We start from the raw sequence: 23,233 nt of genomic DNA, 5'->3' as shown, positions 1-23,233 counted from the left end.
CCATGAACGCATGCCGAGGATGTGGGATGCCGAATCTGCAGCGAGTTCTGGACCTCGGGCAGGTCCCCGCTGCGGACGATTTTCCCCGGATGACCGACCCCGTCCGCGACGACGAGATCTCCCACTTCCTCGCAATGGACATGTGTACCGAGTGCGGCCTAGCGCAATTGGCCGACGACGACACCACCTTGGCCGAACCCCGCGGGATCGAACCTCAGGCCCTGGAGGAGCAGGCGGCAGAAGCGGTTCGGCGGGTCCGCGAATCGGGTCGGCTCCGGGGCGCGACGGTGCGCGAATACGGAAGCCCCCACGGCGGGACCTGGTTGCCATTGCTCGCCGAACACGGATTCACCCCGTACGACGGACCCGCAGACATCGTGATCGACAGCCTCGGCATCATGCACGATCCGGACCAGCGGGCAGCCTTCGCGGAACGAGCCGCGGCGACCGCTCCGGACGGACTGCTCCTGCTGCACTTCCACACACTGTCCACGATTGTGCGGCTCGCTCAGTGGAACGCACTGCGCCACGGCCACTTCGCGTACTACTCGGCCGCAGCACTGATCCGGCTGCTCGACGCGGCCGGTATGCGCGCCGTGGAAGCGTGGACCTTCGACCTGTACGGCGGCACGGTCCTGCTGGCGGCCGTGCACGGTCGCGGGATACCCGGCGGGTCGGTGCAGCGAGTCGTCGTCGACGAAGCCGGCGCAGTCGATCCCAGCGCTGTCCGCGGACTGCAGCACGCCGCCGACGACCACGCGCGCTCGCTCCGCACGTGGCTCGAGGACGAAACCCGTTCGGGCCACCGCGTATACGCGTACGGCGCGGCGTCCCGCGCGGTGGCGCTGTTCCATCTCGCCGGAATCGATCGGACGCTCGTGACCGCGGTGGCCGACGCGGCGCCGGGCAAGCAGGGCCGCCGGATGCCGGGCACCGATGTACCGATCATCTCGCCGGAGGAACTCGTGTCGGCCGATCCCGACCGGGTGGTGCTGACGCTTCCTGACCTGCTACCGGAAGTCCGGCGGCGCTATCCCGCACTGGCCGGACGGTGGAGGGTCGACGGCCCCGGAGCATGGTCGCCGTCCCGGCGCGAAAGGCTGGATGCGAGATGACCACAGCAGGCCCACAATGTCCGACTCGCTCAGAATGATCGCGCCGATGCCGCGGCTCCGTGGCGACGGCGATTCCTGGGCGACCGAAGTTCGCCGGATCGAATCGATGGGATTCGACACCGTCTCGGTGTCCGAGCACGTCACCCGAGGATGGCAACTGTCCCCCCTGATGGCAATGGCGTACGCCGCCGCGTCGACGTCGCGCCTACGAGTCCTGTCGCTCGCGGTGCCGAACGATCTCCATCACCCCGCGCTCCTCGCGAAAGACATTGCCACCCTCGATGTCCTCTCCGGTGGACGCGTCGCACTCGGCATCGGCGCAGGCTGGCAGGAAGGCGACTACGCGACTCTGGGCATTCCGTTCCGCAACGTCGGAACCAGGATCGCGCGGCTGTCCGAGGCGCTCGAAGTGATCCGCCGATACTTCACAACGGACACCGTCGATTTCACCGGCGAGCACTACCGGATCGACCGCATGGAAGCACTTCCCCGCTGCGTTCAACGGCCGCGCCCTCCGATACTGGTAGGCGCGGGGGGACCTCGGATGCTCGATCTCGCGGGCCGGACAGCCGATATCGTCGGACTGCATGCACGAATGAAGAACAATGCGATCGACGACGATACCGTCGCCGATCTGACAGCCGGCCGGATCGCGCAGAAGGTCACCCGGGTCCGGACCGCCGCTGCCTCTGCGGGACGTCCGCCTCCGGCACTCCAGTTCAGCTGTTACCACGTCGACGTCACCGACCTCCCTTCGCCGTCGACACAGCGGTCGTCGTGGACGGCCCGCGTCCAAGCCCACGCCGAGCTGCTGACGGGCTCTCCGGCCGTACTGACCGGCACCGCGACCGAATGCGCAGATCACCTGCGCGAGTGGCGCGACCGATTCGGAATCACCTACTGGAATCTCGGAAGGAGCGACGGTGCCGCAGCCCGGATCATCGAACAGCTCGACCGCTCGAACGAGCTCGCCTCCTCGATCTGACGTACCGAGCCGGCCTGACGCCTCGAGTCGGCGCCGGCGGTCACGATCGCCCGGGAGGTGACGATGACCGACAGCGGTCTGTCCTGGGGAATCCGCTGGAGCGGCATTTCGATGGTGGGCCGGGAAGTCTCGCGGATGGTGTTCGTGGTTCTGCTCGCCCGCGTGATCGGCCCCGAGGCGTTCGGCACCGTCGCCCAGGCGCTCGTCTACGTCGGGGTGGTCGGACTGCTGTTGGATCAGGGCTTTTCCAGTGCGCTGATCCAGCGCGAGCACGTCGAACCCGACATGCCGGGCGCAGTGGTCACGGTCAACCTCGGGGTGGGAGCAGCGCTGACCGTGCTCACCGTCGCCATCGCGCCGCTGTGGGCTTCCTTCATGCGGACTCCGGAACTCGGTCTCGTTCTCGTGGCGCTCGCACCCTGTCTGATCATCCGCGCGGCCTCGATCACTCCGCGGGCGATGCTTCAACGCGAGATGGAGTTTCGCAGGATCGGCATCGCGGACATCACGGCGGCGCTGGTCGGCGGCGCGGCCGGATTGGTCGTTGCGCTCACCGGGGGAAGCTACTGGGCGCTCGTGGTGCAGATCCTCGTCACCGACGCCGTGTTGGCGGTGGCGTTCCTCCTGGTCGGAGCCGGGCATCGGCCGAATCTGCACTTTCGTCGTCTGCAGGAGATCGCGGCATTCTCCTGGCGTGCATTCGCGGCGGGAATCCTGGTCAACTCGGTGTCCCGCAACATCGACAATCTGCTGGTCGGGCGGTTCCACGGACCTCAGGCACTCGCGTTCTACGGCTTGGCGTATCGGCTGCTGCTGTTGCCGGTCCAGCTCGCCTCCGCCACGGTCGGCGCGGTGCTCTTTCCTGCTTTCTCCCGGCTCGCACACGATCTCGGGGCGCTGCGCAGGGAACTGGCACGCGCGACCCGTACCGATGCCACGCTGGCACTGCCCGTGATGACGTTCGCGGCCGTGGCTGCACCCCAATTGGTGTTCGTGCTCTTCGGTCCGCAGTGGAATCCGGCGGTGCCCATCGTCCAGGTTCTCGCTCTGGCGGGAGCGATGCAGGCGATCTATCAGCCGTCGACCGCACCGTTGATGCTCGGGCTCGGGCACGCGACGCTCAACCTTCGCTACGCCTGGCTGACCACCGCCGCATCCACAGCAGGGATCGTGGCGGGCCTGCCGTTCGGTCCGTTCGGAGTTGCCGCCGGATACAGTCTCGCGACCGGTCTTATCGTCCCGGTCGAGTGGCTGATCCGGCGCCGGCTTCTCGGTGTGAGCCTGCGTGACCAGATCGGATTGCTTGTTCCGGGCGCCCACACGGCCATGTGGGTCGGCGCGACGTACCTGCTGATCGCGGCCGCCGTGCCCGGCCACGAACTCGTGGTGCTCGGGCTGGGATCGCTCGCGACCGCGGCGGCCGGTGGAGTTGTTCTGCGCCTTGCCCATCCGTCGCAGTGCGCCGAGCTTCGGCACATGGTCGAACGGGTGCTGGGCGTGCAGGACCGTCCCGCGACCGCCGAGGGACAACCGACCCACGGCTAGCCGACCGCGGCGTCCACCACCGGTCGCATCCGCTGTTCCCACGAGACCGCGTCGACGAACGCCTGGCGGTGTTGCTCCGTGGCGAAGCCCATCCCGAGGACCTGGGCCAGCGCACTCGCCCAGTCCTCGCGGCGGCAGATGCGTACCCGTTCGTCGTCGACGCCGTGCACGGGCGGGAGATCGACCGACAGTACGGGCAGCCCCGCGGCGAGGTACTCGTAGAGTTTGAGCGGTGACATCGCCCGGATACAGGGATCGTCGCGGTGCGGGATCATTCCGATGTCGCACGCCTGCACCATCGCGGCCAGTTCGTCCTGTCCGACCGGGTCGAACACGTGCACACGATCGAGAGAACGCAACCATTCGATGGTGCCTGCGTCCCCCGGATAGCCGATCATGACGACCGAACCGGCCATGCCCGCCGTCGTTTCGACCAGGCTGCGCTCGAGACGGTCGTCGATCGTGCCGGTGTAGACGACGCGCGGTCGTGGCAGTGCCGCGATGCGATCGTCTGCGGGGTGCCGTGGGCGCCAGACGTCGGCTATCACGCCGTTGGGCACGACCTCGGTTCGTGGCGACACACGGTCTGCCAGTTCCTCGGACACGGCGAAGATCGCATCACAACGCCGGTCGATGCGCCGGTAGGCCTCTCGGTAGACCTCCCACCATCTGGACACCCCCTCCCCCGTTGCCCAGTCGTCCTGGCCGAAGTACACGATCCGGTCGATCCACGCGGAGTCACAGAAGGCCGCCGCGAACGGGTGATAAGTGACCAGGGTCGCCGATCGGGGCCGCGGCTCCCGCTCGCCGCGGCTGCGGGCCAGGGCACGGCCGAGCACCTCGCCGTAGCGGCGATAGGAACGTTCCACCGTGCCGATCTCGGCCGAGTCGTCGGTACGGAGCCGGTGCGGGCGAACACGAATCGCCTCCCGCCCTGCGACGGTGATGTCCTCGACCAGCCGAACCGGACGGCGCCGCGCCGCCGACACGACGTAGGAGCGCCACGGATCCGCCACCAGCAATCTGCCGACGCGTGCATCGTGAGCAAGCGCGAGCAGGGTCTGATCGGGTGGCCGACAGAATTCACGACCGACTGCGTCGTCGAACATCTCGTACGAGAACCCGAAGAACACATCCGGACGAGGAGACGCCCCGTGGCTTGGCTCCATACCCTCACATGATAGGTCGCTCCGGCCGGCGACGGTCTCCGTTGGCGAGAGCCTTCTTGTCCGTAACGGTTTCGACGCCCAACCGGCGCAATCCTCGGCATGACATCGATAGACTGGCCGGGAGTCATTGCCCTCGGCTCGGAACGGAGAACGTGTGGGTGAGACTTCGAAACACATGGTCTCGCCTCCGGATTGCGGCGGCATCGATCTGCATCCTGGTGATTGCCTCATTGATTGCCGGGTTGCCGATCTATGTACGACCACAGATCGATCCGCTGCGGCCTGCCGACGCGATTTTCGTCCTCGGCGGAGACGACTGGCGCCGCCACGCACTGGGCGTGGAACTAGGAATGGAGGGTTGGGCTCCGAAAGTTGTTCTGTCCCATCCCGACGGACCCGGGGAGCACTGGGCAGCCGACAACTGTGGGAGGGTCCGCCCCGGCTTCGAACTGGACTGCTTCCTCCCCGACCCGCCGACGACACGCGGCGAGGCACGCGAACTGCGCCGCCTGGCCGAGCAGTACGGCTGGGATCGGGTGATCGTGGTGACGTTCCTACCGCACATTTCCCGAGCCCGGTTCATCCTCGAGCATTGCTTCGACGGTGAACTGATCATGATCGCGAGTCCTGCGGATCTGCCGCCCTGGCGATGGGCATCCGAATACGTGTACCAGACAGCGGGATTTGTGAAGGCCGAGCTCGAGCCGGGGTGCTGAAGGTCGGACGATGCGACGAAATCGGGCTTTTCTCATACGGTGTGCGCGAGTCTGGGCCTACCCGCTGTGGTGGCTCGGCACCCACTCCGATGCTGCTGACGACATCGCCGAGGACGTCGACTGGTGGATGCGCTGCATCGGAGACGACGATCTGCTGAGGCTCGACCACTATTCCCGATTCGCCTATCTGTCCGGCGCACTCACGGAATTCCGGACGCTCGTCCACTTCCGTCTTCGGTCCGTCCCGCTACTGCTGCGGACGGTACTGCGCGCGGTGTACCGTCCCGCGCCGGCGCTCACCCTCGAGGCGGACCGGATCGGGCCGGGCCTGTTCATCCAGCACGGTGTCGGCACGATCGTGACCGCCGAGGCGATCGGACGTCATTGCTGGATCAACCAGCAGGTCACCATCGGCCACGACGCACACGGACGACCCACTCTCGGCGACGACGTCCGGGTCGGTGCGGGAGCGGTCGTGATCGGGCCCGTCACCCTGCACGACGGTGCAGTCGTCGGCGCGAACGCCACCGTGATCCACGACGTACCTGCAGGTCGGACCGTCGTGGCTCCCCCTGCCATCGCGCTCGATCGCCACCAGCGGCGACGCGGCGGCGAACCAGCCTAGGAACCCACAGGAGGTCGGGAACGACGTGCGCGAGGTAGACGCCCAGGGCCGCCGCGCACACGACGCCCACGGCACCGGACGGCCCCGCCACCACGCCTCCGAGACCCACGCCGATTGCGGCCATCGCCACCGTCCACAGGGCCTGCCACCGGGCCTCACCCGGGATGACCAGCAGGACGCTCGCCGGGAAATGCACGGCCTGCGCCACCATCAGCAGGCCGAACGTCAGGGCGAGGACCGTCGGCACCCTTATCTGCCCGCCCGAGAGGACATCCGCGGCCCACGGACCCAGCACGGCCATTCCGGCGGCCGCGGCCGCGGCGCACACGGCGAACACGGCAGTCAGTCGCCACCACATCCGGATCGTCTCCTCGGCGGCGGCCTGTCGCTTCACGAAGACCGGCCAGTAAGCGAGCCCGGCCGTCGAGATCACCGACCAGACGACCCCGTAGATCTGTGCCATCACGGCGTACTCAGACACTTCCGCCGGAGTGGACAGGTGCGCCAGGAGAATTCGTCCGGACTGCAGTCCGACCGCGGTCCCTGCACCGACGACGAACAACCATCCGCTCCCGGCGAGAAGCCGGGTTCCGGTGTTCGACGCCGAGACCCGTGCAAAAGCCGACCACCCCAAGCCGCTCGATCGTAGAGCCAGAACGGTACCGAGGATCTGCCCGGCAAGAAGTCCGCCCAGTGCCGATACCGCATACCAGATTTCGTTCGCCCCGCTCGCGTACAACGCCAGGGTGATCACCAGGGCGACGGCCGGGCAGCTCATCTGTATCACTGTCGCCGCCGGAATCCGGCCGATGCCGATGAGGATGCGCAATCCGAGTCCGGCCGGAATCGTGAAGGCGAACAGACATGCTGCGACCGTGATCGCCCAGCGGTCCGACGGACCGCTGGATATGCCCACCAGCACGGTCCATCCGTCGAGTGCCATCACGGTCAGGGCAACGGCTACCATCACGGCTGCGACCGCGAACAGGACGCGATAGGCCCTCCGGACCACATCGGCAGTGCCGGGATCGTCACGGTTGCCTTGAAGCCTCGAACCCGCGCTCAGCACCGTCGCCCCGATACCGAGGTCGGCGAACGGCACCAGCAGCGTGATCGTGGCGACGAGGGATACCAATCCGAATACTGCCGAACCGGTTTCGTGCGCAATCAGGGCCGTGTTGGCAAGCCCCAGAATCGCGACCACGGGAGTACCCACGATGCGGTACAGCGTTCCACGAATCAGCACACGGCGTTCGTCGGGGGTGAGCCGGTCGTCGCCCCTCGCCATCATCGAACCGGCGCAAGGGCGGACCGCACGAGTATGCGTGCGGTGCCGAGTGCCGCGTACACGACTGCGAAGGGGCCGGGTCTGCCGTGCCGGATCGCCGACCACATCGAACGACGCACTCCCGCAAGCGACCGCGCGGACACCGCCGCACTCACGGGACTCGTGCTGAGATAGTCACCCCGCACGCGCGGTGATTCCCCGGCCAGATACCGCAATCCCCAGGCCAGATATTCGTCGGTTCGGTCCGTCGAAGCGCGCGAGAGGGATGGGCCGCGCACGTTGTAGGTGCTCAGCACTTCGGGATGGTGGACCAGGCGTACGTCGGGGACGGCGCGCCGGATCTGCAGCAGCCAGCTCGCCTCTTCGTGCGGCGCATCCGCATCGACGTCCCAGCCCACGGTGCGCACGAGGTCGACGGGAAAGCATAACGTCGAGGTCTGCAATGTCGCGCCACCGACCGTGAATCCGGTGAAGCGGTACAGATACTCAGCGACCGATTGGTCCGATTCCGCCAGGCGCCGCGGCCAGATCCGCCGACGGTCTCCGGGCCCGACAACCACCATTCGTGACGACGCAATCCACGGCTTGCCTGCGGGCACTTCGTTCGCGACGGCCGCCAGCTGATGTTCGAGCTTGACCGGGCACCATTCGTCGTCGTCGTCGAGCAGCGCGATGACGGCCCCGTGCGCGGCATCGATACCCAGCTGCCGGCACCGGGCGGGCCCCGCACGACCTCCGCTGCGGAGCACCACGATGCGGTCGTCGGGAGGAAGCGCCACCGGCAGATCGGTATCCGCCACGACGATGATCTCGTCGACCGGATACGTCTGGTCGAGAACGGATCGCACCGCCCGGTGCAGGGAAGGCCTGGACAGGGTGGGAATCACGACGCTCACGCTGGGTGTCACGAGTCCGGCGCGACGGCTACGGACCGGCGGAAGTGTGCGGCGCAGTAGAAGAGCGCGATGCACGCGAACTCCGCGATCATGTTGTACGTCCAGGGTGCATAGAGCAGGTCCCAGATCCCTTGGAACGCCACGGTCACCACGAGCGGCGCCCACGGCCCGAAGCGGTCACTGTTCCACACCACGCCGAGGCAGGCCGCCAGAAGCCACAGCGGCAGGAGAACCGCGAGGACACCTCCCTCCACCCACGCGCCCAGCAGGATCGAATGCGTCGCCGAGTAGTCGCTCGGCGGTAAGCGCCAGTAGAGGTCGAACGGAAATCCGGGGTCGAAGCCCATCCTGATCGCCAGATGCGCGGCTCGCGTGTACAGGTCCGGGGTCAGGTTGAACGCGCTGCCCCACCCGAGGAACGGGCGCTCGAGAATCGCCGTGACGTTCAGGGGGAGCTCGGTGCGTCCGGCCAGCAGCAACGGCAGGTTCGTGGCGTCCTGCTCCTGCGTCTTCTGCTGTAGCGCGGCCCCGAAAAGCCCCGCTCGCGCGGCGATCGGCATCACGTGTGCGAAGACGAGCCCGAAAACGCCGATTCCCAGGAACTGCCAGCCCCGCCCTACCCTCGAGCCGAGGATGTGCCGGGTACAGACAGTGGCGCCGGCAACCAGGCAGACCAGGGCGTGAGACCGGAAATTCAGCCCGAGGCTCGCCAGCCCGAGCACCCCCAGTGCCGTTCCCTGCAGCAGCGGATGAACCCGGACAGTCGTCATCACGAAGAGCAGGAGAATCGTTACCGCATGAGCGATACCATATTTCCACAGGTCCGGGACACTCCCGGTCCGGGTCAGTTCGATGCCCTGGACGAGAAAGAAGATCACTGTGCCGGTGGCGATTCCGGCGAGGACCGTGGCGATCGCGTCGATCGAACGAGCCGTGAGAACCGCCAGTCCCGCAAGGAAGATCAGAAATGCCGGAAACGCAGTTGCATTCGGCCACAGCAGGCTTACATCGTTGACTGCGCACGACGCGAGAAACGACAGCGATCCCACCAACGCCAGAACGATCGGGAGCAGGTCGACTCCCCGGTGCTCCATCAGCAGAAATCCGGGCGCGAGAAGCAGGCAGACCAGCGACAATCCGGTGACGGTGAAGTTCGCCAGCTGAATACCCGACGTGGCACCGGCGGCAAACAGCAGCGTTCGGGCCAGTACCCGGATACGGGCACTCTGCCGTTCCGCCACGGTGAAGACGGATGCTCTCGCGAGATCTGTCACGAAATGCCCCTCGCTCGGAGCCGAACACGGCGTACCCTCTCGAAGTGTAGTGCGGTGCCCTGCGGAGGTGTACGTGTCCGCTGCACAATCGAAGCGATCGTTGCGATCCCTGCGAGGCCGCTCCTACGACAAGGGCCGCGGCTTCGCGGCCCAGGCCCTGTGGGTTGCGGTTTCGACGCTGATCTTCACGCAGGTGTGGTGTCCGGCCCGCCTGCGGTGCACCGTTCTGCGCTGGTTCGGAGCCAGAATCGGCACCGGCGTGCTCATCCGGCATCGGGTCAATGTCCAATGGCCCTGGAAGCTTACGATCGGCGACGATTCGTGGATCGGGACGAACGCCGATCTCTACAACATCGATGAGATCGTCATCGGTTCGGACGTCTGTGTATCGCAGTACGCATACCTCTGCACCGGAAGCCACGACAGGCGGTCGCCGACCTTCGAATTCGACAACGGCCCGATCGTCATCGAAGACGGTGTCTGGCTCTGCGCCGGCGCCACCGTCCTGCGAGGAGTGACCGTCGGTGCGAATTCGGTCGTCGGGGCCAGGGCTCTCGTCACCTCCGACATTCCACCTGATTCACTCGTGCGCGCTCCACGCTCGCTCGTCACACCGGGATGACTCGTGCGTATCCTCCACGTGGTCACCCTTCTCGGTCCCGACGGCGCATACGGAGGACCGGCTCGGGTCGCACTCAACCAGAGTGCGGCGCTGATCGATCGCGGTCACGAGGTGACCGTCGCCGCCGGCACCCGCGGCTTCCGGGTGACGCCGAACCGTGTGGACGGTGTTCCCGTACAACTCTTCCCCGCCCGGACCCTCGTTCCGGGAACAGGGTTCGCAGGTATCGGCGCGCCCGGCCTGCAACGGTGGTTCCACCGGAATCGGACCCGGTTCGACCTCGTCCACATCCATCTCGGCCGCGACCTCGTGGTTCTTCCCGTCGCGGTGTGCGCGCGGCGTCACGAAATCCCCTTTGCGGTGCAGACCCACGGCATGATCATCCCGTCCGGCCATCCGCTCGCCGGACCGCTCGATGCATTGTGGACGCGCAAGGTGCTGCGGGCCGCCGGAGCGGTCTTCCACCTCACGGCGCTGGAGAGGGACCAGCTGAACGCCGTGACGCGAACCGATTCCGGTGCGTCCGGGCCGCGATTCGTGGAACTCGGAAACGGTGTCCCCGAGTATCTGCCCCGCCGGTCGAGCCCATCCCGCCGGTCGAGCCCAGAAGCGCCCGAGGTGCTCTTCGTTGCCCGCATCCATGCGCGCAAGCGTCCGACGGCGTTCGTGGAGACTGCGCGAGCGTTGCTGGCCTCGGGAATCGATGCCCGGTTCACGCTCGTGGGGCCCGACGGAGGTGACGGCCGGGCATTGCGCACCGCACTCGCGGCCGCGCCGGATACCCGGATTTCGTGGGAAGGCGCACTCGACCCGGCCGAGGTTCCGGGGAGGATGGCCGCGGCGAGCGTGTACGTGCTGCCAGCGGTCCGCGAGCCCTATCCGATGTCGGTACTCGAGGCGATGTCCGTCGGTCTTCCCGTCGTGGTGACACGCGACTGTGGCCTGGCCTCCCTGATCGAGCACAGCGGCTGCGGTGTCGTCACTGATCCGGAGGTCCCGGCCCTGGCCGACGCAGTTGCCACGCTGCTCGCGAACGAGCCCCTTGCGCGGGCGATGGGGGAGAACGGACGCCGGACCGTGCAGACCCACCAAGGGATGCGCGCGGTCGCCGACCGACTGCTCGACACATACGAGGACATGGTGGGCGCGCTATGAAACGCCTTGTCACCCTTCCTCGGATATCGGTGGCAGTCGTCGTCGTCATTGTCCTGATCGGTGCTCTCGTCGCCACATCGGCGCTCGCGACGCGCAGCGACGCGGACCGTTCGCCGCTCCGGGTCGCGGTGGTGGGGGACGACTGGTCGGCCGGGTTCCACAACCGGGTGGTGTGGCCGACGCTCATGGCCGAACGAACGGGATGGTCGGTCGCCAATTTCGCACTGCCCGGCTCCGGCTACGTCGCCGACGGACAGGGTGGGCACGCGTTCACCTACCAGGTCGACCGAGCCCTGCGCGACGACCCGGAGGTCGTCCTGATCGTCGGCGGACTCGCGGACACCGGCCTACCGGAGACGTATGCGATCTCCGTGGGGGCGATCGACGCGATCAACAAGAGCATTCTCGCGGGAAGGCGAACACTCGTCGTCGGCCCCTCGTGGTTCGAGTCGCCGGTTCCGGAGTCGGTGATCCGGGTGTCCGACGCCCTGCGCTCCACCGCGGAGCAGGCAGGAGTTCCCTACTTCGATGCACTCGATCCCCCGTTGCTGACCAGGGATCGGATGTGGCCCGATCTCAGTGGCCCCACGGATGCCGGGCAATCCGAGCTCGCCGACGGTATCGCCACGTGGGTACGCACGGAGGTCTCCCGATGACCCGGGTCCGGCTACGGGCGTTGGCCGCGGCTCGGCTCACCCGGTGGGACCTGGCCATACTCGTTTGCGCTGCCGCGATCGCGATCGCCGTGGTGACCGTCGCGGGGTCCGCGGGCACCGATGCCGCGACCGCCTCGGCGCCGGCGGACGTCGCGCGGCAGCAGGTCGCCGAGGACGACCGTCCCTCCGCACTGTTCATCGGCGATTCGTACACCGCAGGGAACGGGCTCGCCGAGATGTCCTATGCGTGCACCACCGCCGTCCGGATGGGCTGGTTGTGCAACCTGTCGGCGGTCACGGGAACCGGGTACATCAGCGGCGGACCGGCCAACCGGTTCGTCGTCGACGAGTACACCGGTCCATCGACGTCCTTCACCGAACGTATCCCCCGCCTGGCGACCGTCCACGATCCCGATGTCGTCGTCCTCGACGGGGGTCGAAACGATCGTTTTCCCCCTCCGGGGGACGTCTATCGGGAAATGGTGGCGACCATCGAGGACGTCCGGCGGACCTGGCCGGAGGCCAGGGTGGTCTTCGTCCGTCCTCGTCTACTCACCGATCCCGCCGACGACCTCGGATTCGACGACGAATTCATCGCCCGGCTCGCGGCCGAACCGGCAGCCCAGGGTGTGCTCTTCGTCGATCCCCTCGCATCGCTTACCGGTGGGGACACCTCGGGGTTGCTGACCGAGGACCACACGCACCCGAATGCGCACGGGTCGCAAGCGATCGGCACGGCACTGACCGAAGCGCTCGAACCTCTCGGACAGCCGGCCCCGTCATGACAGGACCGATCACCGAGTACGGGCGGGTACTGCGTGGCCGATGGCGCTGGCTCGTTTGGGGAACTTTGATCGCCTTGGGCGCGACCACGCTGCTCCTGCTGATCCGCCCTCCTCTGTACCGCTACGAGGCAACCGTGTTCGTCCGAACGCCCGGAGACGTGAGCCGAGTTCTCGACGGCGGCGACTCCTACGCTCGGGGACGTGCCGGAACCTACGCCGCACTGGCACGCAGCGACGATCTGGCGGCCCGGGTGATCGCCGATCTGGGCCTCGACGTCACCCCGGCCGAACTGTCGACGCGGGTGGCCGCGGTCAACCCGTCCGGTACCGCACTCATCGGATTCGAATTCGGAGCCCGGTCACCAGGAGAGGCCGAGCAGATCGCCACCGTGTTCCTCGCGGAGCTGGCGTCAACAGTACGCACCCTGGAGTCGGTTCCCGGATCTCTGGTTCCCCGAGCCGAATTGGTGGTGGTGGACACGCCGGCACCCGCCGTCCGTGTCGTCGCCCTCGGCGCGACCGTCCCGGTCACCCTGCTCGCGGCCACACTGGCCGGGCTGGTTCTCGGCGCGACCGCAGCGGCACTGCGCTCGCTCTTCGACCGGTCGATCCGAGACCCACTCGATGCCGCGCGAATCTCCGGGCTGCCCTTGATCGGGTCGATCCGCAGTGGTCCCGGCGACGCACTCACGGCGGAAGTGCAGGCGGTCCTGCATCGCCTGCTCGCGGCCCTGCCACAGCCCGGCCACGGTGTGATCACGGTGATCGGCACCGGCCCGGGCCCGGCGACGTCGGATTCGGCCGTCTTCCTGGCATCGGCTCTCACCGCGCACGGTGATTCGGTACTCCTGGTCGATCTCGACTTCCGGTCGGCCGATTCGACCCGTCTGTTGTCCGAGCGCGGTGTGCCCGGAATTTCCGACGTGACATGTGGGGATACGACGGCGTCCAGCGCCGCCGTTCGGACGCGGGTCGGAGACTTCATGGGTGTGGGCACCGCACCGGGCGACCTCGGCGGCCCCGCGGGATCGGCCGCGCTTCGCAGAACGGTCCACGACCTTCGAGAGCTGTACTCGTTCGTGGTGCTCGCCTGCCCTTCGGTGACGACCGCGGCAGCGATCGGGGCCGAATCCGATGTGGCGGTGCTCGCAGTACGGGAGAATGCCACCACGGAGGAAGAGCTCCGGCAGATCTCGCCATTGCTGCCGGCGAATACGGTCGTGCTGTTCGACGCGCGGATTCGACCGGATTCGCCCCGTAATTCCGAGCCCGACAGGCAGATCGAGGCCGCAGAGTGAGATTCGATGCACTCCTCGCCGAACTGAGGCCCTACCGAAAGACACTTCTCGTCGTCACGGTAGCCGTGATCGCCGCCGGATTGGCATGGCTGCTGCTGACTCCGAGCAGATACGTCTCCACCGCCAAGCTGATGGTGTCGATCGAAGGTTCCACGACGGCCGCTGCCTATCAGAACGACGAGGTGGTAGCCGGTCGAGTGAATTCCTATGTCGCACTGCTGACCAGCGAGGTCGTGGGCAATCTGGTGGTCGGTGCTCTCGATCTGCCGATGAGCGCCCGCGACGTGGCCGGCGAGGTCAGCGCGACCGCCGTCCCTCCGAAGACCTCTCTCATCGACGTCTCGGTCACCGACGAAGACCCCGATCGTGCGCGTCTTCTCGCCGACACGGTCACACGTGAGTTCGTCCGATACGTCGATGTTCTGGAGACACCCACGGGCGAGGACGATCAGAAAGTGAACACGAGGATCGTCTCGGCCGCGTCGGAGCCACGGCAGCCGTGGACCGAACGCGCCGGTCTTGCTGCGGCAGTCGTGCTTCTCGGACCGCTGCTCGGCGCCGTCGCGGTGTGGATCCGAGCCCGGACCGACCCGGTCGTACGAACCGCTCGCCGGGCCGCCGCGGTGTCCGGTGGTCCCGTGCTCGCACGCGTCGAGGACATCGACACCCCGACGGACGATCTCGACGGGTATCGCCGACTACGGTTGCGCCTGCGCTCCTTGACCCGTCGACGTGCCGGACCCGACGACCCGTCGGCGGTATGGGTTCTGGCATCCCCGGCCGGAGAAGCCGACGCGGCGGTGATCGCATCGAGCCTCGGGCGGGTCATGGTCTCGGCGGGTGACCCTGCGATCGCGCTCGGCTACGACGAGAGCGGAATACGGAAACTGTCTCCGCAACAGGAGCAATGGACAGTGCCGTTTGCGCGCGGGTTGTCCGATTTCTCTCCGCCCGTCGAAAGCGACAGCCCCGCGGCCGATCCCGCGACGGCGATCGAAGGCCTGCGTATGGATGGAACGTGCGTCGTCGTCGCGGTCGGTCCGGTCCTGTCGACGTGTGCGGCGTCGGTCGTGGGTGGGAACGCCGACGGCGTTCTGCTTATCGTCGTGCCGGCCGAGACCCGGCGACGGGATCTGGCCCGGGCAGCCGAGAGTCTCCGCGACGGTGGAGTTTGTCCGGTGGGCGTGGTTTTCGTCGACCGGAGCGGAACCGACCAGGACGGAATCGACATGCAAGCAGGCTCGGTTCGGTAGTGTTGATGCCGGTCGGGAGTCGGTGGGTGGCCGAGTCGTCTGGTGCGGTTCGACGTTCGCGCGCGTATTACGCGGCGGCTGAACCGGTGACGAGGGAGCATTGACGTGGACCTGTTCGATGTCGCGCGGTCCTGCTTCCGGCGGTGGTATGTCCTTCTTCCGTTGCTGGCGATCACCGCGTGGTACAGCTACAGCACCTACAGCTCCGTGCAGCCCGTCTACTATGCAAATACGATCATCGGCCTGGCTCCCCCGAGTGTCCGGCAGGACTCACCCACGACCGGCGGTGAGATCCGGAGAAACGGCCTGCTCGATGTCGGCGGCGCCTCGCTGGTGGCGAATTTGACGGCATTGGGATTGAGGGAGCCGGCGGTGGTGGACCGCGTCGTCGCAGCCGGGGGGTCGCCCGACTACACCGCGAAAGCCTTCCCGACTCCACCGCCGAATCCCCAATTGCCCATGGTCTTCGTCGAGCAGACATCCTCAGATCCTGCCGAGGTGACGAAGACCCTCGAGTTGGTGGCCGCGCAGGCCGAAGTGACCTTGCGGACCCTGCAGCAGCAGGCACGCGTGCCCGAGGATCAGATGGTGACGCCGTTCGTGGTCACGCCCCCCGGGACACCCGTTGCCGCGATGCCCACGCGCACCCGGTCGACCCTCGCGATTCTCGCTGCCGGGACCGGGCTTTCGATCGTGGTCACCGTACTGGCGGACATCCTGCTCACCCGGCTGAGATCTGCCAGACAGAAACCAGTGCGCCCGTCGACCTCCGCGAACCGGCGTGACGGTGAGTCTGCGTACACCGCCGACGCGGGGCGCGGACGCGAGCCGTCGGACGACGGTGCCGTCGATGCCAGATGAGTACCGATGCCCGATGAAGACAGTTACCCCATGAAGACCCCCGTAGCACTTCGCCGACCCGGACCGCCCGGCGTCCGCGCGGACACGGCCGGAGTGGCCGGCCGACGGGAACGAATACCCTGGTTGCTCTGTTTCCTGTGCCTCCTCCTTCCTTCCTTGCCTGCCTATGCGATCCCTCCCGGCCCACTCAAGAGCAACGGCTCACCCGCACGAGTGATCGCGGTGATGCTCTTCGGCCTGGCACTCCTCGGGTTCCTGACGCTGCGGCGCACTCGGAATCACCGCACGGTCAATCCCGGGGTGATCGTCGTACTCCTCTTCTTCCTTCTGCTGATGCTGGTCTATGGGGTCGGTCTGCTCACTACCGGCGACGCCCTGGTGGAGGCGAGCAAGACCCGGGCCGTCATCAACCTGATCGCCGATGTGGGAGTGGCTCTCTACGTTCTCGCGAGAGTCGACACCGCTCGTGTGCGCACCATCGTCCTCGGCTGCCTCACCACAGGGCTCACCTTCGCCTGCTCGGTCGGGCTGCTCCAGGGCTTGACCTCGCTCGATCTGCGCTTCCTCTTCATGCCGCCGGGCTTCGTCGTGAACCTCGACTCCGACTACCTGGCACTCAGCGAGCGGATGGGCACCGTGCGCGTCCTCGGAACGGCCGAGCATGCGATCGAATTCTCGGTTCTCGCCGCCGTCACCGTGCCGATGACCATTCACTTTGCGCGGTTCGCCGCGAACCGGGTCGTCCGCTGGGCTGCAGCTGTCGCCTGCGGTGTGGCACTGCTGTCCATGCCCGCTGCCGTCTCCCGTACCGGGGTGCTCACTCTGCTCGCGTGCCTGCTCGTCTACATGTTCGCGTTCAAGGTTCGTCAGCTCGCCGTTGCCGTCGTCGCCGGGGTCGTCGCAATAGTGGGCTACGCCGCGTACTTCCCGGAGACGTTCGACGCCCTGTGGAGGACGATCACCGGATCGGTGAAGGACGACAGCATTCTGACGCGTACGGCCGACTATGCCGCAGTGTCGCAGACCTTCCGAGAGCATCCCGTCTTCGGTCTCGGTCTCGGCGGGGCGCCACCCAGTGCGTATCCGCTTCTGGACAACGAATGGCTACGCACGGTCGTGCAGGGGGGCGTCGTCGGCCTCGCCGCGTTGGTCCTGCTGAGCGGTGGAGCGATCTTCGCCATCGCGGCGGGCCTGCGCCGTGCCTCCTCACCACGAGAACGCGACCAGGCGTACATGATGGGAGCGATCCTGGTCGGAACTCTGGTTTCCAGCACGACCTTCGACTTGTTCTACTACCAGCAGGCCACCTTGACGTTCTTCATCGTGTTCGGCCTGCTGTGGTCCACCTACAGCGTTTCGGTGCCGGACCCCGGCCCGTCCGGCCGACACGACGCAGAGCGCGACACCGCCGCCGCGCCGGAAGGCTAGAACAGTGTTCGACAGACGACCGACCGCACGATGGCTCGTCGTTCCGATCCTCGTCGCGACGATTCTCGCCTCCTCGTGCACCGGCGTCCCGTCCGAAGTGCCCGAACCTACCGATTCGCCGACGGAAAGCCTGTGGACCGACGAATCCGTCCCGACGGTGATCGCCGATCCGAACAGCCGATCGATCGAGGTAGCCACGGAATTCACAACCTCGAGCAGCGGGATCGTCACGGCCGCACGGTTCTTCCAGGGAGCCCAGAACACCGGCGCGGTCTCTGCCACGTTGTGGTCGGCCGACGGCACTGCCCTGGGTACCACCCCCATCGATGCCGGGGCGGACGGCTGGCGGGAGGTGCCTTTCGACAACCCGATTCCGATCCAGGCGGACAGGAACTACGTCATCTCGTACCGCGCGTCCGGGGGACACTATTCCGCCGATCCCGACGCATTCGGCCAGGGTGCGACCGTCACGACCGGATGGTTGACCGCACGCCGGGGATTGTTCACCTACGACGGCGGCATCCCCGATCAGTCGGACGGTGGCACCGCCTATTTCGTCGACGTCGTCTTCGAACCCTCCGGTCCGACGTTGCGAACGATCGACGGCGGTGAGGACTACTACGGCACGTTCGAGAACTCACTGCCGACCACGCCGGACTTCTTCCCTCTCGCGGTCTGGTTCGCCCGGGTGGCCTCCCCCGCGGAGGTCGCCGCCGATCGGGCACTCGGACTGAACACCTATGTGGAATTGACCGAGGACAGCAACCTCCGCGAGATACGCGACAGCGGAATGTTCGCATTTCCCAGTCGAACCGATCCCCTGATGGCCGGTCAGTTCACCACGGACGAGGCGGACATGTGGGCCGGCGCCGGCGAGGCACCGTGGACCGGCCGGTTGCCCGGCGACGGGCCGATCTGTGTACCCGCGGACGCCGAATGCGGCTACACGGTGATGTCGGAATTCGGCCGCAAGGTCCCTCCGGGCGTCCTCGCGTTCACGAACTACGGCAAGGGCGTTACATTCTGGGAGACGCGGGAGGCGGCCCAGCGATTCGTCAACGATTTTCAGGACGTCGTGTCCGTGGACAACTACTGGTTCACCGACGAGACCATCTGTCAGGCCGACCAAGGCGGCGTCCTCACAACGAACGGGCAGACCGATCTCTCCCCGGCGGAATGCCATCTGGCAGCGAACTACGGCATCACGACGCGACACGTTCGCTCGTTGGTCCAGCCACGCGCGGCCATGCCGGTGTGGAACTTCGTCGAAGTAGGTCAGCCCTTTTCCGACAACGGGACTGCCGGGATCACCGGCCCGGAGATTCGCGCCTCGGTGTGGAGCAGCATCATCAACGGAGCGCGAGGCATAATCTACTTCGCCCACAACTTCGGCGGTCCGTGCTTGTCGTACAACATCTTCCGAGACCGCTGCGGAGACACCGTCCGCGACGAGGTGACGGCGGTCAACGAACAGATCACGAGGCTCGCCCCAGTGCTCAACGCACCGTTCGTCGACGGATTCGCCCGGTCCGACGGGACTGCCGACGTGGCCGCGAAGTACTTCGAGGACAGCCTGTACATCTTTGCCGGATCCACGCGAAGCACGGGCGGGCAGGCCACGATCAGCCTCTCGTGCGGCGATGCCACCCGGGTGGAAGTACTCGACGAGGACCGGACAATCCCCGTCAGCGACAACACCTTCCGTGACAACTTCGATGACGGGAACACGGTTCATCTCTATCGCATCGACGGCACCGACGGCTGTGCCCTGAAGTGAGACCGATCACCGGCGGGCCCGGCTGCTCTCGTCCCGCTCCCATCCCCCGGTCTGCCGTCGCGCGCCCCCGCGCGCCACCAGCCCACAGGCGAGATACACCAGCGCATCCACCGCCGTACCCGGTCCGCGAATCGACAGCAACACCGCACGTGCTGTGGCCGGACCGGTAGATCCGGTGCGGCCGCCGTCGGTACGAGCTTCGACGACACCCCGTTGGCCGCGACGCAGGATCGCGAGCAGACTCACGACGTCGGTCGGAGTCGTCACCACCGCAGGTTCCGTATCGACGACGACCTTCTCGTCCGGGCCGAACAGGCCGTCGACGAAAAGGTCGTCCCCGATGAGGTCGGGGAAGGACCCGAACCTCACGTGTCCGGCTTCGGCGAGACCGTAGACACCCGCGCCCCACAGCACCGTTTCCCGTCGAATGCGTTGTCGAGCACGGTAATAACTGCGCACCAGCGGGTCCGCGGCCGCGAAATCGTAGCGGAACACCGGACGAGCGGCACAAACGTCACCGCGGGCGAGGCGATCGAGGACATCCAGCACCGCAGCAGCCGAAATGCGGATGTCGGCATCCAGATACAGTCGGGGCCACAGCGAAACAACCCGGTCGCCGACGTTCAGAGCTGCAGGTTTCGACCCCTCCGGCAACTCGACCACCCGCACGCCCGGGATCTTCCGCGCAACCGCGGCGGTGTCGTCGGTACAGCCGTTGCATACCACGACGAGTTCGAAGCATCCCTCCGCAGCAGCCCGGCCGAGCGGCACGAGCGTCCGCCCGATCACCGTGGCCTCGTTGTACGCAGGAATGATCACCGCGCCGCGTCGGGAAGAGCCCGAAGATCGTTCAGCCATCGAAGCTCGCGTGAGGTAGTTCTCGCCACTTCCCGCGATTCACAACGGTGGCGAATGTACGTCGATGTTCTCGATCGTACGAGCGCACCGCTTCGGAGAGAGCAACCACCGAGCGAAACAGCATCGAATACGCGCCGCTGTGATGCCGTTCCACATAGCGGACACGGTTCACGGTCAACAGTCGCACGAGCGCCGGCGACGTGCCCGATCCGCCCTGGCGGTGTTGCACGACCGCCGACGGTTCGAACCGAATCAGATACCCCCCTCTACGGATACGGCGAAAGTAGTCGGTCTCTTCCGAATAGAGGAAGAACTCCTCGTTCCAGGGGCCGACCTCTCGCGCGACCGAAGCCCGGACCAGCACCGCAGCTCCCGTCGCCCAGTCGGCATCGTGCGCATCGAGGTAGTTCGACGGGCTGTAGACGATCTCGGAGAGGAATCCCGGCCTTCTACGCAGCCGGCTGCCGAAGAACGCGTCACCCATCGCACCGAGGAGCGACGGCTCCCGGCGAAGCGAGGGATAGACCGCACCGTCCTCGTCGAGAATGAGCGGCACCACCGCCCCGACCCGGTCGTCGCGGCGCAGCGAGGCCGTCAAACGAGTGACGGAGTCGGGTGCCAGCGACAGATCGGGGTTGAGGATCAACACGGCGTCGCACGGATCCGCGAACGGCAGCGCCGTGTTGATGCCACCGGCATACCCGAGATTGCCTGCTGATTCGACCAACGTGACGTCGGGGTGCAGGCGCACCCGGTCGGAGGTGCCGTCCGATGAGCGATTGTCGACCACAACCACACGGATCACTTGCGCGCTCGCCGCACGACGCAGGTCGTCGATCAAACGCGACACGTCCTCGGCGCTGTTGTGCGTCACCACCACGACGGTGATGGCGGCCTTCCGTCCGGGCGCGACAAATATCCCGCGCGCCGGATTCGCGTCGTGGATCAGCATCATCGATCCTCGCTGCATCGTCCGTGCCCTGCGCATCAGCCTGACCAGTTCCGGTGGGTCTTCCACAAGATAGCGACGACTCAACCGCCTTGGTTCCAACATCAGTCGCCATGCCCACTCGAGCCCGTGGTCCGCCATCCACTTCGGCGCCCGCCGCACCCGGCCTGCGAGAAAGTCCACCACTGCACCGAACGCGAGGAGCACCTGGGCTCCGGTTTCCGCCCCGAACTGCGCAATCCAATTTTCCTGCAAAGGTTTTCCGAGTGCCGTCACCAGAATTTCGACGCCGGTGGAACGGATCTCGGCGGCGATCGCCGCGGATGTCGCCGGGTCCTGCAGTTCGGATCGCGCCGGTGACCAGGTGCCGACTATGTCCAAGGCCGGAAGGCGGGCGCGCAGCGTCGTGCGGAGACGCTCGTGGGCCTCGGCGGTTCCACCCAGAAACCCTACGCGCGTACCGTGCCTCGCCGCATACTCCAGAATCGGGCCGATCAGGTCGCTGCCGGACAGCTTCGGCCAGTCTCGGCCGCTGAGCGCCCCGGCCTTCCGGACGAGAGGCACGCCGTCGAGAAGCGTGAGCCAGCGCAGCCCCTCCGGCGATGCTCCCACGGATACCGCTGGTGGGCGCGCTGCCCACGTTTCGTCGCCCCCGAAATGGTGGAGATGGTCCAGATTCGCCGATGCGACGACCAGGGGGTTCGGGGCGCCGAGCGCATCGATGATCAGTGACATCGCACGCTCTCGATCGATCAGGTCGATCGGGACCGCATCGACGACCATTCGAGGCCACGGCGCAGGATGCGGCCGAGGCGGATCGCGCAGGTTCTCGGACTTTGCGAGCGGCATTGCTCCTGCCTAACCGGCGCCTCTCCGGGCGTCTCCGTTCTCGGAAATTGTATCGAAGGGATGCTGCGGTACATGCCCGATGCGGCGATACGAGGAGGATGCAGATGCGGGGCGCGGCGAATCGCCGAATGTACCCATCCCATCGAATACGGTCGTACCGTGACGAACTTCCCACCGATGTCGCCGAGCACCCGGATCTACATCGCCGGGCACCAGGGACTCGTGGGTTCGGCTCTGTGGCGACATTTCACGGCGCGCGGATTCGAGAACCTGATCGGACTCGGCTCATCGGAACTGGATCTCCGCGATGCCGGAGCAACAGCAGCGTTCTTCCGTGCCACCCGCCCGCAGGTGGTGATCGATGCGGCAGCGCGGGTCGGCGGAATCGCGGCAAACGCCCTTCGGCCCGCGGACTTCGTCTCGGACAATCTGCGGATACAGCTCAACCTGCTGGACACCGCCGTCGCGAGCGGGGTGGAGCGGTTCCTCTTCCTGGGCTCGAGTTGTATCTATCCGAAGTTCGCGGCGCAGCCGATCCGCGAGGAGGCCCTGCTCACCGGCCCTCTGGAAGAGTCGAACGAGGGTTACGCTGTAGCGAAACTCGCGGGCATCGCGCAGGTCACCGCGATCCGTCGGCAACACGGCCTGCCCTACGTCAGCGCCATGCCCACCAACCTCTACGGGCCCGGCGACAACTTCAGTCCGCACGACAGCCACGTCGTGCCCGCGATGATCCGCCGCTTCCACGAAGCGATGCTCGCCGACATTCCACACGTGACCTGCTGGGGCACCGGCCTGCCTCGGCGCGACCTCCTGCATGTCGACGACGCCGCAGAGGCGTGCCATTTCCTGCTGGATCACTACGACGGCGATGGCCCTGTCAATGTGGGGTCGGGTACCGATATCCCGATCTCGGAGATCGCACACATCATCGCCGAGGCCGTCGGTTACGACGGGGAGATTCGGTGGGATACATCCAGGCCGGACGGGACGCCACGCAAACTGCTCGACGTCCGGCACCTCGCCGGTCTCGGGTGGTCCGCGAAGACACCTTTTGCAGAAGGAATCAAAACAACCTACGACTGGTTTCTCGCACACCAGGACACGTACCGTCGCTGACCCGATCCCG

The 23,233-nt window shown here is 66.7% G+C and carries 20 protein-coding genes and 1 pseudogene; 15 read left to right on the top strand and 6 right to left on the bottom strand.

Going from position 1 to position 23,233, the window contains the following annotated elements; translation table 11 throughout:
- Window positions 1–2 precede the first annotated feature (2 nt).
- The 3 genes from RZ1_RS12245 (at window position 3) to RZ1_RS12235 (ending at window position 3,645) form a co-directional block, all read left to right on the top strand.
- Complete coding sequence (locus RZ1_RS12245) at window positions 3–1,115, top strand: methyltransferase domain-containing protein (protein ID WP_072812205.1); 1,113 nt, start codon at window positions 3–5, stop codon at window positions 1,113–1,115.
- A 46-nt stretch (window positions 1,116–1,161) separates the two neighbouring features.
- Complete coding sequence (locus tag RZ1_RS12240) at window positions 1,162–2,100, top strand: TIGR03621 family F420-dependent LLM class oxidoreductase (protein WP_169917929.1); 939 nt, start codon at window positions 1,162–1,164, stop codon at window positions 2,098–2,100.
- Window positions 2,101–2,163: 63 nt separating this feature from the next.
- On the top strand, window positions 2,164–3,645 hold the full coding sequence (locus RZ1_RS12235; protein ID WP_072812202.1) for a lipopolysaccharide biosynthesis protein: 1,482 nt from the start codon (window positions 2,164–2,166) through the stop codon (window positions 3,643–3,645).
- On the opposite strand, the gene RZ1_RS12230 is transcribed toward RZ1_RS12235, so the two are convergent.
- Window positions 3,642–4,814 (bottom strand): glycosyltransferase, encoded by a 1,173-nt coding sequence (locus RZ1_RS12230; protein ID WP_169917927.1) that lies wholly within the window; start codon window positions 4,812–4,814, stop codon window positions 3,642–3,644. The genes RZ1_RS12235 and RZ1_RS12230 overlap by 4 nt on opposite strands.
- Window positions 4,815–5,032: 218 nt before the next feature.
- Between RZ1_RS12230 and RZ1_RS12225 the strand changes: the two genes are divergently transcribed.
- Together RZ1_RS12225 and RZ1_RS31280 are read left to right on the top strand one after the other, a co-directional pair.
- Entirely contained in the window at window positions 5,033–5,530 is a 498-nt protein-coding gene (locus RZ1_RS12225) for a YdcF family protein (protein ID WP_240795021.1), read from the top strand.
- Between the two features lie 10 nt (window positions 5,531–5,540).
- On the top strand, window positions 5,541–6,155 hold the full coding sequence (locus tag RZ1_RS31280; RefSeq protein ID WP_072812198.1) for a serine acetyltransferase: 615 nt from the start codon (window positions 5,541–5,543) through the stop codon (window positions 6,153–6,155).
- 400 nt (window positions 6,156–6,555) lie between these two features.
- Here the strand turns inward: RZ1_RS31280 and RZ1_RS31275 are convergent.
- The 3 genes and pseudogenes from RZ1_RS31275 to RZ1_RS12205 form a co-directional block, all read right to left on the bottom strand.
- Window positions 6,556–7,443, bottom strand: a pseudogene (locus RZ1_RS31275) (oligosaccharide flippase family protein); the annotation flags it as partial.
- Window positions 7,443–8,330, bottom strand: coding sequence for a glycosyltransferase family 2 protein (locus RZ1_RS12210; RefSeq protein WP_238071682.1), 888 nt, complete (start codon window positions 8,328–8,330; stop codon window positions 7,443–7,445). The gene RZ1_RS12210 and the pseudogene RZ1_RS31275, both read right to left, overlap by 1 nt.
- A 17-nt stretch (window positions 8,331–8,347) precedes the next feature.
- A complete protein-coding gene (locus RZ1_RS12205) occupies window positions 8,348–9,613 on the bottom strand; it encodes a hypothetical protein (protein WP_238071683.1) in 1,266 nt (421 codons plus the stop codon).
- Between the two features lie 73 nt (window positions 9,614–9,686).
- Between RZ1_RS12205 and RZ1_RS12200 the strand changes: the two genes are divergently transcribed.
- The 9 genes from RZ1_RS12200 (at window position 9,687) to RZ1_RS12160 (ending at window position 19,448) form a co-directional block, all read left to right on the top strand.
- Window positions 9,687–10,235, top strand: a complete 549-nt coding sequence (locus RZ1_RS12200; RefSeq protein ID WP_072812344.1) for a WcaF family extracellular polysaccharide biosynthesis acetyltransferase — start codon at window positions 9,687–9,689, stop codon at window positions 10,233–10,235.
- Window positions 10,236–10,238: 3 nt separating this feature from the next.
- The gene (locus RZ1_RS12195; protein ID WP_072812192.1) at window positions 10,239–11,390 is read left to right on the top strand and encodes a glycosyltransferase; all 1,152 of its coding nucleotides are present in this window, start codon (window positions 10,239–10,241) and stop codon (window positions 11,388–11,390) included.
- Complete coding sequence (locus RZ1_RS12190) at window positions 11,387–12,046, top strand: SGNH/GDSL hydrolase family protein (protein ID WP_072812190.1); 660 nt, start codon at window positions 11,387–11,389, stop codon at window positions 12,044–12,046. Before RZ1_RS12195 ends, RZ1_RS12190 begins: the two co-directional genes overlap by 4 nt.
- Window positions 12,043–12,831 (top strand): SGNH/GDSL hydrolase family protein, encoded by a 789-nt coding sequence (locus RZ1_RS12185; RefSeq protein WP_072812189.1) that lies wholly within the window; start codon window positions 12,043–12,045, stop codon window positions 12,829–12,831. Before RZ1_RS12190 ends, RZ1_RS12185 begins: the two co-directional genes overlap by 4 nt.
- The gene (locus RZ1_RS30850) at window positions 12,828–14,129 is read left to right on the top strand and encodes a hypothetical protein (protein ID WP_072812188.1); all 1,302 of its coding nucleotides are present in this window, start codon (window positions 12,828–12,830) and stop codon (window positions 14,127–14,129) included. The genes RZ1_RS12185 and RZ1_RS30850 overlap by 4 nt, the downstream gene beginning before the upstream one ends.
- On the top strand, window positions 14,126–15,382 hold the full coding sequence (locus RZ1_RS12175) for a hypothetical protein (protein ID WP_072812186.1): 1,257 nt from the start codon (window positions 14,126–14,128) through the stop codon (window positions 15,380–15,382). Before RZ1_RS30850 ends, RZ1_RS12175 begins: the two co-directional genes overlap by 4 nt.
- Before the next feature lie 105 nt (window positions 15,383–15,487).
- Window positions 15,488–16,243: a hypothetical protein gene (locus tag RZ1_RS12170; protein WP_072812184.1), complete on the top strand. Its 756-nt coding sequence runs from the start codon at window positions 15,488–15,490 to the stop codon at window positions 16,241–16,243.
- Between the two features lie 156 nt (window positions 16,244–16,399).
- Window positions 16,400–17,671, top strand: a complete 1,272-nt coding sequence (locus RZ1_RS12165) for an O-antigen ligase family protein (protein WP_238071684.1) — start codon at window positions 16,400–16,402, stop codon at window positions 17,669–17,671.
- 4 nt (window positions 17,672–17,675) lie between these two features.
- Window positions 17,676–19,448 (top strand): DUF4082 domain-containing protein, encoded by a 1,773-nt coding sequence (locus tag RZ1_RS12160; RefSeq protein WP_083583653.1) that lies wholly within the window; start codon window positions 17,676–17,678, stop codon window positions 19,446–19,448.
- A gap of 6 nt (window positions 19,449–19,454) precedes the next feature.
- Here the strand turns inward: RZ1_RS12160 and RZ1_RS12155 are convergent, their stop codons facing one another.
- Together RZ1_RS12155 and RZ1_RS12150 are read right to left on the bottom strand one after the other, a co-directional pair.
- Window positions 19,455–20,267 (bottom strand): glycosyltransferase family 2 protein, encoded by an 813-nt coding sequence (locus tag RZ1_RS12155; RefSeq protein WP_238071685.1) that lies wholly within the window; start codon window positions 20,265–20,267, stop codon window positions 19,455–19,457.
- 31 nt (window positions 20,268–20,298) lie between these two features.
- The gene (locus RZ1_RS12150; protein WP_072812180.1) at window positions 20,299–22,038 is read right to left on the bottom strand and encodes a WecB/TagA/CpsF family glycosyltransferase; all 1,740 of its coding nucleotides are present in this window, start codon (window positions 22,036–22,038) and stop codon (window positions 20,299–20,301) included.
- Between the two features lie 243 nt (window positions 22,039–22,281).
- Between RZ1_RS12150 and RZ1_RS12145 the strand changes: the two genes are divergently transcribed.
- Window positions 22,282–23,223 carry a GDP-L-fucose synthase family protein gene (locus RZ1_RS12145; protein WP_072812178.1) on the top strand — a complete coding sequence of 314 codons (942 nt, stop codon included), beginning with the start codon at window positions 22,282–22,284 and terminating at the stop codon, window positions 23,221–23,223.
- Window positions 23,224–23,233 lie beyond the last annotated feature (10 nt).

Origin of the sequence: Rhodococcus zopfii NBRC 100606 = JCM 9919, assembly GCF_001895025.1 — a bacterium.
Lineage (GTDB): Bacteria > Actinomycetota > Actinomycetes > Mycobacteriales > Mycobacteriaceae > Rhodococcus > Rhodococcus zopfii.
The sequence above is the reverse complement of the archived record's forward strand: the minus strand, read 5'-3'. Positions and strand labels throughout refer to the sequence as shown.